The 14,468-nt window shown below is 36.2% G+C and carries 18 protein-coding genes and 2 pseudogenes; 15 read left to right on the forward strand and 5 right to left on the reverse strand.

Annotated features, from left to right (window positions below; translation table 11 throughout):
- The first annotated feature begins 298 nt into the window (after nt 1–298).
- Nucleotides 299–553, forward strand: a complete 255-nt coding sequence (locus Q8G36_RS26150) for a hypothetical protein (protein ID WP_305162705.1) — start codon at nt 299–301, stop codon at nt 551–553.
- A 232-nt stretch (nt 554–785) separates the two neighbouring features.
- On the opposite strand, the gene Q8G36_RS26155 is transcribed toward Q8G36_RS26150, so the two are convergent.
- A complete protein-coding gene (locus Q8G36_RS26155; protein WP_305275273.1) occupies nt 786–1,184 on the reverse strand; it encodes a hypothetical protein in 399 nt (132 codons plus the stop codon).
- 207 nt (nt 1,185–1,391) lie between these two features.
- Nucleotides 1,392–1,580, reverse strand: a complete 189-nt coding sequence (locus Q8G36_RS26160; protein WP_305162707.1) for a hypothetical protein — start codon at nt 1,578–1,580, stop codon at nt 1,392–1,394.
- Between the two features lie 260 nt (nt 1,581–1,840).
- On the opposite strand from Q8G36_RS26160, the gene Q8G36_RS26165 reads away from it, so the two are divergent.
- From Q8G36_RS26165 to Q8G36_RS26185, 5 genes are all read left to right on the forward strand, one after another.
- Nucleotides 1,841–2,377, forward strand: a complete 537-nt coding sequence (locus tag Q8G36_RS26165; RefSeq protein ID WP_305162708.1) for a hypothetical protein — start codon at nt 1,841–1,843, stop codon at nt 2,375–2,377.
- A 69-nt stretch (nt 2,378–2,446) separates the two neighbouring features.
- Complete coding sequence (locus Q8G36_RS26170) at nt 2,447–3,880, forward strand: DUF2642 domain-containing protein (RefSeq protein ID WP_305162709.1); 1,434 nt, start codon at nt 2,447–2,449, stop codon at nt 3,878–3,880.
- Between the two features lie 36 nt (nt 3,881–3,916).
- Entirely contained in the window at nt 3,917–4,048 is a 132-nt protein-coding gene (locus tag Q8G36_RS26175; RefSeq protein WP_258249134.1) for a hypothetical protein, read from the forward strand.
- A complete protein-coding gene (locus Q8G36_RS26180; RefSeq protein ID WP_305162710.1) occupies nt 4,041–5,396 on the forward strand; it encodes an arsenic transporter in 1,356 nt (451 codons plus the stop codon). Before Q8G36_RS26175 ends, Q8G36_RS26180 begins: the two co-directional genes overlap by 8 nt.
- A 15-nt stretch (nt 5,397–5,411) precedes the next feature.
- On the forward strand, nt 5,412–6,080 hold the full coding sequence (locus Q8G36_RS26185) for a DUF2642 domain-containing protein (RefSeq protein WP_305162711.1): 669 nt from the start codon (nt 5,412–5,414) through the stop codon (nt 6,078–6,080).
- A 374-nt stretch (nt 6,081–6,454) separates the two neighbouring features.
- On the opposite strand, the gene Q8G36_RS26190 is transcribed toward Q8G36_RS26185, so the two are convergent.
- Nucleotides 6,455–7,450, reverse strand: a complete 996-nt coding sequence (locus tag Q8G36_RS26190) for a zinc-dependent alcohol dehydrogenase family protein (RefSeq protein WP_305162712.1) — start codon at nt 7,448–7,450, stop codon at nt 6,455–6,457.
- A 278-nt stretch (nt 7,451–7,728) separates the two neighbouring features.
- Here Q8G36_RS26190 and Q8G36_RS26195 point away from each other — a divergent pair.
- The 8 genes and pseudogenes from Q8G36_RS26195 (at nt 7,729) to Q8G36_RS26230 (ending at nt 13,408) form a co-directional block, all read left to right on the forward strand.
- Nucleotides 7,729–8,096, forward strand: a pseudogene (locus tag Q8G36_RS26195) (winged helix-turn-helix transcriptional regulator).
- 178 nt (nt 8,097–8,274) lie between these two features.
- Nucleotides 8,275–8,715: a GNAT family N-acetyltransferase gene (locus Q8G36_RS26200; RefSeq protein WP_305162713.1), complete on the forward strand. Its 441-nt coding sequence runs from the start codon at nt 8,275–8,277 to the stop codon at nt 8,713–8,715.
- 51 nt (nt 8,716–8,766) lie between these two features.
- Entirely contained in the window at nt 8,767–9,294 is a 528-nt protein-coding gene (locus Q8G36_RS26205; RefSeq protein WP_305162714.1) for a PepSY-associated TM helix domain-containing protein, read from the forward strand.
- A gap of 14 nt (nt 9,295–9,308) precedes the next feature.
- Nucleotides 9,309–9,731, forward strand: coding sequence for a FosM family fosfomycin resistance protein (gene fosM / locus Q8G36_RS26210; RefSeq protein ID WP_305162715.1), 423 nt, complete (start codon nt 9,309–9,311; stop codon nt 9,729–9,731).
- A gap of 36 nt (nt 9,732–9,767) precedes the next feature.
- Nucleotides 9,768–10,460 (forward strand): aspartate/glutamate racemase family protein, encoded by a 693-nt coding sequence (locus Q8G36_RS26215; protein WP_305162716.1) that lies wholly within the window; start codon nt 9,768–9,770, stop codon nt 10,458–10,460.
- 225 nt (nt 10,461–10,685) lie between these two features.
- A complete protein-coding gene (locus Q8G36_RS26220) occupies nt 10,686–10,913 on the forward strand; it encodes a hypothetical protein (RefSeq protein WP_305162717.1) in 228 nt (75 codons plus the stop codon).
- A gap of 1,149 nt (nt 10,914–12,062) precedes the next feature.
- Nucleotides 12,063–12,962 (forward strand): DMT family transporter, encoded by a 900-nt coding sequence (locus Q8G36_RS26225; RefSeq protein WP_305162718.1) that lies wholly within the window; start codon nt 12,063–12,065, stop codon nt 12,960–12,962.
- 26 nt (nt 12,963–12,988) lie between these two features.
- Nucleotides 12,989–13,408, forward strand: a complete 420-nt coding sequence (locus Q8G36_RS26230; RefSeq protein ID WP_305162719.1) for a VOC family protein — start codon at nt 12,989–12,991, stop codon at nt 13,406–13,408.
- 63 nt (nt 13,409–13,471) lie between these two features.
- On the opposite strand, the pseudogene Q8G36_RS26235 reads toward Q8G36_RS26230, so the two are convergent.
- Both Q8G36_RS26235 and Q8G36_RS26240 read right to left on the reverse strand, forming a co-directional pair.
- A pseudogene (locus tag Q8G36_RS26235) lies at nt 13,472–13,695 on the reverse strand (SDR family oxidoreductase); the annotation flags it as partial.
- Between the two features lie 83 nt (nt 13,696–13,778).
- The gene (locus Q8G36_RS26240) at nt 13,779–14,042 is read right to left on the reverse strand and encodes a hypothetical protein (RefSeq protein ID WP_305162720.1); all 264 of its coding nucleotides are present in this window, start codon (nt 14,040–14,042) and stop codon (nt 13,779–13,781) included.
- A gap of 136 nt (nt 14,043–14,178) precedes the next feature.
- Between Q8G36_RS26240 and Q8G36_RS26245 the strand changes: the two genes are divergently transcribed.
- Nucleotides 14,179–14,442, forward strand: coding sequence for a hypothetical protein (locus Q8G36_RS26245; RefSeq protein ID WP_057276427.1), 264 nt, complete (start codon nt 14,179–14,181; stop codon nt 14,440–14,442).
- Nucleotides 14,443–14,468: the final 26 nt, after the last annotated feature.

The raw sequence follows: 14,468 nt of genomic DNA on the forward strand, positions 1-14,468 counted from the left end.
GATTTATAGGATTTTTTCCCTTCTAAGTACTCTAAAACTGCATTTGATTTTTCGTCTATCGTATATTTAGTCAAAAAAACTGCACCTCCAATTGTTAGATGTTGTCTAACAATTGGGGTGCAGTTCATTAAGGCAGCTCTTTTTTTGCATCGGGGCAGGTTAATTTAAGAAGGAATTGAAATTCATATATTTTGATATTATGAGATAATGAAAAAGCTCTAAGATTTTGAAGGTAATACGGGGGATCGTACGACAATATAATTGATTGGAAATTGGACAATTAGTGGTGGTGGACAGGGTGAAAAAATGGGAAAATGTAGCGAATGGCAGTTCGATTTTTATTGTACTAACTTTCCTTCCTCCTTATCTAGATATAATTGGTTTTTCTTTTTGGCTTAAATCAGTATGTATAATTGCCGTACTTTTTGGTGTTCTTTCAATTGTATCTAAAATCAAATTCCTTCAGAAACAGGTAACAAATAAAGTAGGCTGGTTGACTTTGATTTCAGCTTTTATATTCGTAACGTTATTGTCTGAATTTATTATTAAATAATTTATTCAACTAACAGGTGCATTACTTCGATAAGGAAGGTGGCTGAGGCAAGGGGTAGGATAGTGTAAGAAGCTTTCAATTAACGCCCGTGGGTCTTCTTTGGCATTATCATTTTTCGGAGTTTGAGAAGTTTATTTTAATGGTAGTTTAATAACAGACTATTTTGGTTTGGTTGGGATAATAACGAAAGAGCTGTCTTGATTGACAGCTCCTAACCTCAAAAACGTATGTGTTATCTTTTTTTCGGCCCTTTTTTCCCTTTGGCACCTTTGGCGCCTTTGCCCTGTTTCCCCTCACCGGTTCCCGCTGAGTCTCCTCCTTCATGAGAACCTTTATGGCCTTTAGGTTCCGAGATCTCCTCGGTTTGCACTGACTCGGTGGAGGATGTACCATCTTTCGGCCCTTTTTTCCCTTTGGCACCTTTGCCCTGTTTCCCCTCACCGGTTCCCGCTGAGTCTCCTCCTTCATGAGAACCTTTATGGCCTTTAGGTTCCGAGATCTCCTCGGTTTGCACTGACTCGGTAGAGGCTGTATCATCTTTCGGTCCTTTTTTCCCTTTGGCGTCTTTGCCTTCTGTTACCTCTTGAGTTGCACGCACTGGCTGTTCTTTTTTATTAGATTTTTTCTTCATTTTTTCACCATCTTATTAAATTTATTTTCTTGTTTAACTTATGAAAAAAATCCGAAATTTGATTAGACTCCAATACATTTATTTTTGCAAAGAGTTTTGATCCATATCTAAAAGAGTAAATTCAGTCGCGAAACTTTCTCATCCTATTTAGCAAACAACCATCTGTATTTTCATTTTCCCCTGTCACAAAATCCGTCATGTAATAGGTCAAATATTGGCATAATGATTGTTTGTTGATAACAATAACTCGTCCACATAATACACACCTTTAGGTATTTGGTCTAGCAAAAGTACGGTTAATGAAAAACGTAGATACTGCACGCCAAGTTGGACCATCCATTCCTCCAATTCATCTGTTAGATGCTGAGCAAATTTCTCACATGGATTTAGCGCCATCTCTTACCCCTGCTATTCAATACCCTTCAGCTATTTTAAAAGGCGTTCTCTGCTTCGAATAAAGTACTTTTTTTAAACTATCCATTATTCTGGTCATAAAGTTCATTCAGTAATTTCAGTGAATTCTAAAGGTTAGTGCATATACACATTTTTGATGAATTTCAGTCTTATTGATAAAGATGGACATTTCCCACGACACAATGTCATTCCATGACACATATACATACAGGGTAAATGATTATATAGGAAGGGGCAACATTATGAATAAGGAATGGTTAACTAATTTGGTTGGGAAAGTTCTAAAGGTAGATAGAGGAGGGCCGGAATCTCGGACAGGATTATTATTAGGCGTATACGATGATCACTTATCGATTTTAACTGAGCAAGAAGGTGTTATCTACTATAAAATCGACCACATCAAAAGTATTACCGAGAATGTAAAGAAGGGGTTCAAATTTCAACTGGAAATCCCTGAAGATTTTACTTTTAAAACAGCTGCAACTTTTAAAGGCTTACTAGATGACCTCAGAAATCAATGGGTAAATATTAACCGAGGCGGTCCCGAGAAGCTTGAAGGCGTACTTCATGATATTAATGATGAATTCATAACGTTAATACTAAACGAAGAAGTTATTCGCCTGTCAATGTTCCATATCCGCAGCATCAGTTACGGGGCAAGAGTAGAGAAACCAAAAGAAGATGAAAAATCAGAAAATAATAAAGATAATAAAGATAATAAAGACGATGGAAAAGCGGAAAAAAATAAAGATAATAAAGCAGAAGAAAAAGAAAAATAGTATATCCCATAAATGATGTGTCGCTTCTGGGCAGAAGCGACCATCCAATTAATAAGGGGGACTCATCAGATGGAAAAACAAAATTTTCAAGAGGCACTTAATTCAATGATAGGTTTTAATATTAGTATTATTTCCGATGATAAAACCGTTCATAATGGGGTGGTACTTGAAGTGAAAAGCGACTTTATTGTCATTCAAATGAATCCAAATAAACAATGTTATTTTAACTTAAATCAGGTTTATGCCTTATCAAAAGACACCAAAGAATTCCAGGTTCAAATACATGACCATGAACCAATACAGACACAAAGTTTTACAGAATTAATAAATGAACTCAAAGGTCATTGGGTGACAATAAACAGAGATAATAATCTATCCTTTGATGGATTTTTAAGTGCCGTAACTAATAATTATGTCGTTTTATTAAATAAGGATAAACAACTTTATGTCCAATTATCAAATATACTCTATATTTTCAAAGGAATAGATAATAAGGAATCGTCAGAGAACAAACAACAGGAAAATAAGGACGAAAAAACTGATAATAAGCAGTCAGAGGCAGATCAAGTTAAGGAAAGTGATTCCGTGTTGAAGGAAGACACTGAAGTTAATTCCAAAGGGAAGGAAGAGCCGGTTGAACAGAGACAAGAACAGGACATTTTAACTATTGGAAAAGAAGAACTAGCTTTTGCATATCCAAGAGTTTTATCTGACGTGAAAGAAGAACCGACTGTTCAATCTACAGTAAATGAAGTGGACAAAGATCAATCCAATGTAAAAGAAAGTACGGATAAATATAAGAAACAAAAATCCCCTGAAAAAAACAAAAAAGAAAGTAAGAAGGAAAAATCTTCAGCAACTAATCCTGAAATAAGTGCACATCCGGAAGTTTTATCTGACGTGAAAGAAGAACCGACTGTTCAATCTACAGTAAATGAAGTGAACAAAGATCAATCCAATGTAAAAGAAAGTACGGATAAATATAAGAAACAAAAATCCCCTGAAAAAAACAAAAAAGAAAGTAAGAAGGAAAAATCTTCAGCAACTAATCCTGAAATAAGTGCACATCCGGAAGTTTTATCTGACGTGAAAGAAGAACCGACTGTTCAATCTACAGTAAATGAAGTGAACAAAGATCAATCCAATGTAAAGAAAAGTACGGATAAAAAATATAAGAAACAAAAATCCCTTGAAAAAAAGAAAAAAGAAAGTAAGAAGGAAAAACCTGCAGAAACTAATAAAAAAGATAAACAAGAGGCAATCCAAGAAAACCTGACAGAAGAATTCAGGAACTCAAGCCCTCAAGAAATAGACGAACAATCCGCAAAGAAAAATGATTTAAAAGAAAAAAGGAAATTGATAGATAAGAAATATTACGAATTAATGAAGTCCACTGAAAAAATGTATACAGAGAACGTAAATCAAAAAACCGAATATTATTCATTGATGAAATTTGCTGAGAGAATGCATGGGAAATTGAAGGCAAAACGGTTAAAGCCTTAAGATACAATTCAAGGCTAATTGAAAGGAGGACATGGAATGATGATTTTGTTTTTTTCTGTAATTGGGGGAGTCTTCTATTCTTTTTTTGTAAAACCTCAAAATCAAACCACTCCTGATACCGTAAAAATTACACCATCCAAAAACAAGGCGGCGGAGGTAAATGCTTAGTTCACAAATTGTCTTGATGACAATAATTTTCACTTTAACAATTATTCTCATGTTATGGAGACCATTTGGGATTAATGAAACGATACCTACTACAATAGGTGCCTTGACTGTATTAGTTGCAGGCATTGTTCCTTGGATGGATGTTTTAAATATATTTGATATTATCAGGGGCGCTTCTTTAACCATATTATCCACCATAATGATGTCTATTGTACTTGAGAGCATTGGTTTTTTTCGGTGGATTGCTTTAAATATCATCATCCGGTCTAAGGGTTCAGGGGTTAGATTATTCGTTTATACTAATCTCCTATGTTTTTTCATGACAATGTTTTTCAATAACGATGGAAGTATCCTTATCACAACACCTATCATTATTCACATTGTAACGTTACTAAAGATTAAACCTCACCAAAAAATCCCCTTTCTAATATCAGGAGCTCTAATTGCAACGGCAGCGAGTGCCCCAATAGCAGTAAGCAATATTTCCAATTTGATTGCACTAAAAATTGTAGGACTTAGCCTTAATAGTTATATCAATATGATGTTTGTTCCTTCAATGATAGGGATTTTAACAATCGGGTTATTACTTTATCTATATTTTAAGAAGGACCTTCCAAGGAAAATTCCCAGTGTACCTGTAAAATGGGATAAAACCTTTTCACGCTATGTGCAAACTCATCCACTCGATGTTAAACAACAATCCGAAGATAATGATTGGAAGTTGTTTAAAATGAGTTTTGCAATCGTCATTTTAACTCGGGCGAGCTTCTTCGCACTTACACCATTTGGGGTTCCCTTGGAATTGATCGGTATGGTGGGAGCGTTCCTATTGATATTACTGAGATGGTATAAAACCAAAACTGGTCTTAGCGATATTGTAAAGAAAACACCCTGGCATGTTCTTTTATTCGCTTTCAATATGTACGTGCTGGTATATGGTTTGAAGAATGTTGGCTTGAATGATTATATAGTCAGCAATTTAAAACCCTTAATTATGGACAGCCCATTCAACGCTACCATGATCATGGGCATATTATTAACTATCCTATCCAATTTATTTAACAATCTTCCTGCAGTTATGATAGGGACTTTGTCGATAACAGAGATGGGATTGGATCCTCACCTTGTACAAGTTGCTTATCTTGCTAACGTGATTGGAAGCGATATAGGTGCTTTGTTAACGCCTGTTGGTACGCTGGCTACATTAATTTGGATGTATATATTGAAGAAACACTCCATCAATATCTCCTGGGGAAAGTATCTTAGGGTTACCTTTTTGATAATTCCTATAGGGTTAATCGTAAGTTTAGTCTCGCTGTATTTTTGGACCACTTGGTTATTAAAGTAGGAAGGAGGGGTGATTATGAATAAAATCTTACAAAATCTCAGAGGAAAAACAATTAAAATAGAAATTTCCGGAAAAAAAATCTTTTTCGGTACACTGGTTGATACTGGTACTGATGTAGTGGTTATCTTTAATGGACAGGATTTTGTGTATCTTCCAATAATTCATATTCAAAATTGCAAAGTAAATACTACGGAAAACGAGGAGATTTCCCTTCCTGTAGACTCACCTGGAATTGAATCTGAGGAAGAATTATCACTACGAAAAACTCTTTTATCCGCGAAAGGGATGTTCACGGAAGTATACGTGACTGGTAACCAGCCTTTACATGGTTATATAACAAGGGTGATGAATAATTACTTTGAATTCTATTCACCAGTTTACAAGACTATGTATATACCTTTAAATCATTTAAAGTGGATTATCCCATACACAGACAATCAAACTCCTTATGGCTTAAGTAACAAGGATCTTCCTGTACATCCATCAAAACTTTCAATGGCAAGAACCTTTGACGTACAAATGGAAAAACTGATTGGTAGCTTAATTATTTTTAATATAGGCGAAAACTCCAATTTAATTGGACAAATTAATAAGTTAGAAGATAATTTTGTTGAACTTATTACGGCAAGGGAAGAACCTGTATATTTAAATCTTCATCATATTAAAACAGTTCATCTACCCTGAATTAAAGGCAGCAAATTTGCTGCCTTTTTAATATTCCTTCTCTAAAGCGTAAACAAGGTGAGAATACTTTACGAAAAAACCACTTCTTACATAATGAATCTTTTAGTGAAAAATTGGGGTTTTGTTAAATTCGCTTTATTTTCCCCTCATTTGATTATGGCTGGTGGCTTTGTCCATGGGGTGGTCGGAACCAAGGGAGTTTTTGTACTACCGATGAGATTGTGAATGAAAATATTTAAAGTAACGGGTGCTTTACCCAAATTGGTTTTTAAGTAAGTAAAAATAAAAGCAGACGGTACAGTGAGAATTCTCCTGTACCGCCTATTTTTAAATGAACATAAAGTTGCTGAGGCATTTCAAATGTTTATATAATATTACCAACTATTTCTCAAAACAATTTTTCCTATCGCCTTTCCTGACTCCATGTACTCATGGGCTTTTGAGACTTCATCAAACGTAAACATGTTTGAATCCACAAGCGGGTGCAGCTTACCTTCCTCAACTACCCTGGCAACCTTCTTCAAAATTTCTCCATAATGCTTATGCATGTCCTTATTTAATATCTTCAACAACATAAAGGTAACATGTAGAGAAAGTCCCTTGGAATGCACTGGGGAGAGGTCATGAGTGGAACGCGTAGCAATGGCTGCTATTGTTCCATGTACCGCGGCCGCCTCAAAAGAGCGATCAAGGTTTTCCCCCCCTACCGTGTCAAACACAACGTCAAATCCTTTTCCGTCTGTATATTTTTGTACATAGTCGTGTACGCTTTCTTCTCGATAATTAATAGTTACATCTGCACCGAGGCGCGTGCCAATCTCCAGCTTCTCTTGCGAAGAGGCAGTTGTAAAGACTGTCGCGCCTCTCCATTTGGCTAGCTGAATGGCAATGTGTCCTACACCGCCGGTGGCTGCATGGATCAGTATATCTTGTCCAGGGACAAGATTTGCCCGATTAAATAATGCTTCCCAAGCAGTAATGGCAACTAAAGGTAAAGCTGCGGCTTCTTCCATCGTCAAATTTTTCGGCTTGTGAGCAAGTAAATCGACATCTGCTAGCATGAACTCTGCAAGTGCACCGCCAGTCCCTTTAAAACCTCCCGCGCATCCAAACACTTCATCTCCAACTTTAAACTCAGTTACTCCTTCACCCAATGCAGATACCAAACCTGCAACATCCCCATGTAATACGGCTGGAAACTCGGGGGCAACGGCTGGAACTGCACCAGCACGGACTTTCGTATCAATAGGATTTACACTTGTAGCCTTGACTTGAATAAGTACATGTCCAGGTTTTAGTTCAGGTTTTGAAACCTCTTTAAATTGAAATACCGATGGTTCACCAAAGGATTGAATAATTTGTGCTTTCACTCTAGTCACTCCTATTTATTTTTTATGGGAAAATGTCTCATTACCTATGCATGTTAATGATGAATTAATAGAAGCAGAATTTCTTGACATTACCATCCGATTTTTTTAGTAACACCTTTAGGGTTGAAGAGTATGAAAAGAACGAATATTCCGTCTCCTCTCACAAAATCAATCATACTTTATATAATATAAAATTAAAAGTACGCAGATTTTTGTTTAATAGAATAAAATTTGTAATATAGTATACAATTTGATACTTAAAAATATAGGGTATCAATATGAAGGACTTTAAAACGGAAAAGTGTCCTGATACCACTGCTTGTCCTGTTGCAGTTACAGTAGATGTGATAGGAGGCAAATGGAAAGGGATCATATTATATAACTTAATTTCCGGCCCTAAACGTTTTAACGAATTATGGAGACTTATGCCCTATACCACAAAACATATGATAACGTTACAACTTCGGGAATTGGAAGAGGATGGTATTGTACATCGTAAAATATATCGGGAGATTCCTCCAAAAGTTGAATATTCCCTTACTGCCTTTGGGGAAACATTAAAACCTATTATTTACTAATGCGAGATGGGGGAGATATGTACGAAAATGAGGTATTAATGAAACGAAAACGATTGGAAATGAAATAGGTGAGGTATTCAAATAAGGGATGGTCCTTAAAGTATCAGGTGCAATAGCAAAGATCAGAGCTGTCTTTAAGGCAGCTCTTTTTTTATGGTCCTATAGGGACAGGTTAGTTCAACAAAGATAAGATATAATTTGGATTAATATACAAAATTTTAATGAAAATAGAAAGGAAGCATGAATATGACAGAAATGATACCACTGACATCGGAGAATTTGGAGCTATGTATCGAACTTTACATGAACGTTTTTAATCGTGAACCATGGAATGAAAGTTGGACATATGAAACGGCTAAAGAAAGACTTTCCGACCTTTTGCATACGCCTAAATTTCTTGGCTTTTTATTTCATATTGATCATAATCCAGTTGGTTTCATTGCTGGAAATAGTAAGGTGTCTTATCAAGGTTTAACTTATTATTTGGCAGAACTTTGTGTGAATAATGAAATGCAGGGTAAAGGGCATGGCTCAAAAATGCTTCAATCTTTAGAAGAGGAACTGCAGAAAAGAGAGATTAAAAGTCTATATTTATTAACGGCTAATGACGGGCTTGCAGAAGCATTTTATCGAAAAAATGATTATGTTGTAAATGAAGGGAGGGTGGTTATGGAGAAAATTTTATAATTGGATGAATTTTAAGGTTTTGAAAAAATAGTCAAGGGATGTGATGGAACATTGTCGAAATCTGCAAAGCTGTATCAATTAAGCCGAAAAGTACATAAATGGACCGGATTGATTTTATCCATTTTTTTTATGTTCATCGCAGTCACAGGTCTCGTGCTTGTTTATATGATACCACTCGGAGTGGCTGATGAGTTAAGGACGGGGAAAGAGGCAAGTCCAGATCAAGCGATATCCATGGAGAAGGCCGTGTCCATTGCTACATCTCAGGATCTTCCAGGTGTGGACTCGGTTGAAGATATATTTAGAATTGAATATAGACCAAGTGCAAATGTGTACCAGGTTCGCTTCAATAACGGTCAAGGTGTTCAAATAGATGTAAGTACGGGAAAAGTGTTATCCACAAATCCAGATTACTCGACTTTCCTCATTACTTTGCATGATGGATCCTTCTTTGGCGATTGGTATAGATACAGTATCCTCACAATGACCGGTTTATCCTTAATCCTGCTGTCATTTTCAGGGTATTACATGTTCGGGTATCCTCTTTATAAGCGTCTGGCGAAAAAAAGGCAATCTTAATATGAGGTGGTAATGTGTCTATAAAAGGTTTGAATCACTTTTTATTTTCAGTTTCTAACTTAGAGAATTCCATTGAGTTTTATCAAAATGTTTTTGATGCAAAATTGTTAGTTAAGGGGAGAACCACTGCCTATTTTGATTTGAATGGAATGTGGATGGCACTGAATGTAGAAAAAGATATTCCCCGTAATGAAATAAGCCAATCATACACACATATAGCATTTTCCATAGAAGAAGCTGACTTTATGAACATGTACGAGAGACTAAAGGAATTGAATGTAAACATTTTGTCAGGTCGTCCAAGAGATGAAAAAGATAAGAAGTCGATTTATTTCACTGATCCAGATGGCCATAAGTTTGAGTTCCATACAGGTACTTTACAAAATAGAATAGATTACTACAAACAAGAAAAAACACATATGGAGTTTTTCGACTAATAAGTAAGCCATTTTCAAATGAAAAGGGGAATATTCATGAAAACCATTGGCCTTATTGGCGGCATGAGCTGGGAGTCATCGTTAGAATATTACCGAATCATCAACGAAGAAGTAAAAACCAAATTGGGAGGATTGCATTCAGCCAAGTGCATATTATATAGCGTCGATTTTGAAGAAATCGAACGCTATCAAGCTGACGGAGATTGGGAAAGCTCTGGTGAATTATTAGGCGATGTAGCTCTGTCTTTGGAAAAGGCAGGTGCCGAAATGATTGTAATTTGTACAAATACAATGCATAAAGTGATTGGATATATTGAAGAAAAAGTCGGTTTGCCGATTTTACACATCGCTGATTCAACAGCTAAACAAATTCAAAAGTCCAAAATCAGTACGGTTGGTTTACTTGGCACTACATATACGATGGAGCAAGACTTTTATAAAACACGAATTGAGTCCAATGGTATCGAGGTTTTGATACCAAATGATGAGGATAGAAAAGTCATCAATAAAGTAATTTATGAAGAATTATGTTTAGGGGAAATCCAACAATCATCAAGGGATTATTACAAAAAGGTAATCAAGGGGTTAGTTGATGATGGAGCGGAAGGAATAATATTGGGCTGCACAGAAATTGGCTTACTAGTAAAACCAGAGGATTCAGAAGTGCCATTATTTGATACGGCTGTAATACATGCCATTGAGGCTGTTAATATGGCATTAGAAAAATGAATGGATTAGACATTTTGCTTAAATAAAAGGGGGTGCTGCGGCAGCCTTTTTTTTGTGGAGTTAAAGGGGCAGGTAAATTGGAATTATTTTTTCCTTGATTTTCGCTGTATTCAGTGAAAAGGGAAATGAAAAGATTTTGATTTGGGCAGGCTGGTTGAAAAAAATGAATAAACAATCATATAAGGTCAATTCTATATACAAGAATGATAAAAAGGAGATTACATAGTGAAGCCATATGAAATAAAAAATATGATTATTGATGACGAGTTTGATGGTGAAGAATCGGTTACAGCTGATTTTACTCATAATTATAAAGATTATAGCATTTCTTTTAAAAAAGCAGATCTTGAAATAATTAATACATGGGTTTTTGAGAATGGTTCATCTCTTCCAGCAAATTTATCAGGTACTATCATTGAATCAATAAGGGAGGATATTAAAAAGAGAATCTAGTCATTTGTACTAGATCTTTTTTGTGGTCATTTTCTTAATTGAAGAAAAGTTTAGCCTTGTTTAAATTGAAGAAAAAGATAATGAGGTAGGAAAAAAAGATTGCAAAACAAAGAAGATTTTAATGGTTTGAAGGAAATTGCAAAATTGTTGTCTTCATTAGACATAAATTGGTACAAAGAACAATCCCTGATATAACGACCAATGAACTTGATGACATAGCTAGAGAGCTTTTAGAGAAAGCAGGTACAATATCGTTAAGTAAAAATCGATGATATTAAATAAATTGATTTATTTAGAAAAAATCAATTAGTCGATGAGGGATAGAACCCCATATAGATAAAAGGTATTTCAAAAAATATGGCTTGGCAAATTCAAAATGTGCAGACCAGTATATAAGAAGTTTGGTTTAAAAGAAACCGATGAATGGTTAGTATTTAATTTTTTTTATAATTTGTGAAGACATTTAAACAATCGGGTTCATTAGTTCTAGTTTCCACTTCAGGCACTCGTTTTCCGCGGGCGGTCCGGGAGCTTCCTCGGCGCTCTTTGCGCCTATGGGGTCTCACTTGGACGCGCTTTCCCCGCAGGAATCGAACATCCGCTCCAATCAACTTTGTTTTGAAATTTAGATAGAAGCCCTTTTGTCGAAAAGGGGTTCGGAATGGTCGCACAACCATGATTCTAAAGGTGAACCTAGTTATCTTTCTTGTTTTTTTACTTCTTTATATGGATGAAACCTTGAATGGATTGAAGGAATTACGACACTCCTGCCGAATAACTGGCTAGCCAAGCTTACGGCGAGGAGGCTTGGCAGACAGTCGGCGGAAAGGGAGCGGATTTCTGAAATCAGCTGGAACGTTTATTAAAACTGTAGATAAACTCAATTATTACCGAGTTTGTCTACAGTCTGTGGCTAATGGTCGTTAGCAAATGATCCTCTCCAAATTAAATGGAGGGCTTTTTTTCATTGGAATTTTTTTTTTTATATCGACTTATTCCCTTTGGATTGGTAATATTTACTTTATTATTACATGAATACCGGAAGTGATTTTTAATATAAGGCGGTTAAATTATGGTTGGGAAGATCCTTAACGACGGGTTTAATAAACTGATAGAAAGTGGGCAATATCGTAAATTGGTCATTTTATTATGACTAACTTTATGTACATATTTTGTTTATTGGTATGGGGACTTAATTTTATTGCCGTTAAGATTCAAGGTACACCTGTGAGTTTAGAATTATCTTTAACATATCGTTTAGGTTTGACGGCAATCCTATTTTTCCTTTTATTGTGCATTCTTAGACCTAAAGGAAAACCTAAGAAAAAAGATGTTCCATTTATTATTGTGTTTGGAATTTGTAATTTTGCTTTAAGCTATTTATGTCTTTATTACGCCACTATCTTAAGTTCGGCGGCCATGGTTACTTTAATTTTTTCATTGAAAGTCATTTTAACACCCATTGCCCTTCGTGTTTTTTTGAAGGAACCATTACATTCACGTATCTTAATTGGCGGGATAATTGGTGTGCTGGCTGTTTGTATTGTTATTTACCCGAGTTTAAATAATATTCATGGATTCAATGATATAAAGGGTATCATGCTGGCTGTTCTTGGTACCATCCTTACTGCATTGGGCGATGCAAGCTCAGCTAGAAATGCCAGGAAGAAAGTAAGCCCAATCTATGCTAATGTACTTGGATTTGCAGCAGGAGGAACTCTTTTAGCGGCAATTGTGTTCATTCAAGGACAAGCAGTCACTTTACCGACATCTATTACATATTTATCTGCTTTGTTCTATTTAACTATATTCGCTTCCTTTGGAGCTTGGCTATTCTACCTTAAGCTTGTAGAAAAAATAGGTGGGGCGAAAAGTGGATACATGGTTGCCCTTTTTCCGGCAATTGGAGGTATAGCTTCAGTAATGATTGGTGAATCAGACCCATCCATTTTCTTGGGAGCTGGCTGTCTTTTCAGTTGTTTAGGTGCCGCTATTGCATTAGGTTTTGGCATGAATATTGGTAAAAGTAACTTGAAAGAAGAAATTTAATTCGATTTACAGAGAGGGATGGGACAATGGAAAGTAAATGGCCAAATGAAATGAAAGTAGCGCAAATCCGGGTTGCACGTCCTACTGATCAACTAAAAAAGGTAGTAAACTTCTATTGTGAAGGATTAGGTTTGAAAAAAATAGGTTCTTTTGAAGGGCACGAGGGATATGACGGCATCATGATTGGGCTTCCTGATTCCAGCTATCATCTTGAGTTTACACAACATAAAGATGGCAGTCCTTGTCCAGCCCCATCAAAAGATAATCTGCTTGTCTTTTATATTCCTGAAAATAAAACCATTGAAGAAATCACGAATAGATTGAAAGGTATGGGCTATGAACCAGTTTCTCCGGAAAATCCATATTGGGAAAAATCAGGTGTTACTATTGAAGATCCGGATGGTTGGAGAATTGTATTGATGAATTCGCCCGGCATAGGAAATTAAATTTCGAAATTGCAGTGGAATGAAAACGACCGTAAAGCAACATGCTTTTCGGTCGTTTTGGATTTATGAGGACATCGTGATCCCGCCATTGATGTGAATGCCCTGTCCCGTTATATAGGCACCTTCATCAGATGCCAGCAGGGGACATAGGCGCCTGCATAATCTGCCGGCTGCCCAGGGCGTCCAAGCGGTGCCTAGGTACCGAATTCGGCAATGGATTGTTCGTCGAACGTCGCCGGGATGAGCGGAGTCCAAATCGGGCCTGGTGCCACCATATTGACCCGAACTCGTCCAGCGTCTTCTTAATCAATTCCTTACATGCCCACTATGTGTATCGGATTATAAACATTTTTAGTAAGAATAGATCAAGTTAAAATAAATTCACGAGTAAAAGCGTGAAATTCACGAGTAAATCGCTAAAACTCACGAGTAAATAGGCTAAACTCACGAGTAAATCGCTAAAACTCACGAGTAAATAGGCTAAATTCACGAGTAAATCGCTAAAACTCACGAGTAAATAGGCTAAACTCACGAGTAAACGCCGATTCACGAGTAAAAGCGTGAAATTCACGAGTAAATCGCTAAAACTCACGAGTAAATAGGCTAAACTCACGAGTAAATCGCTAAAACTCACGAGTAAATCACCGATTCACTAAATCATGTAGTCACACTGAACATTATGCCGGAAAAATTTTTGTAATGATTTAGTTAGCCTTGGACATACTTAATGAAGATATCAAAAAGTAACATTTAATTAAGGAGGAAACCCAATGGCTAACGAAAATATCCAAATGAAAATGGAACATATTTGGCAGGATACATGTGGATCATGGGAAAATTGTACCGAAACCACAATTCAGTCATTCTTGGCAAAATCTGAAGAAAGCAATATAGATCCGCAATATTGCATGAGCTGGGTGGAACAACATAAAGCCCAAATACCTGAGTGGGATGCCGTTTCAAAAGTGTCGCTTGACTGGGTTAATCAACATACCTCAACAGGTTCACCCATTTCAATCAAGGATGATTATTAAAAAGTCATACTTTTTCTGCTTATGGA

It is taken from the genome of Peribacillus frigoritolerans (assembly GCF_030676415.1).
In the GTDB taxonomy this organism is placed as follows: domain Bacteria; phylum Bacillota; class Bacilli; order Bacillales; family DSM-1321; genus Peribacillus; species Peribacillus frigoritolerans_A.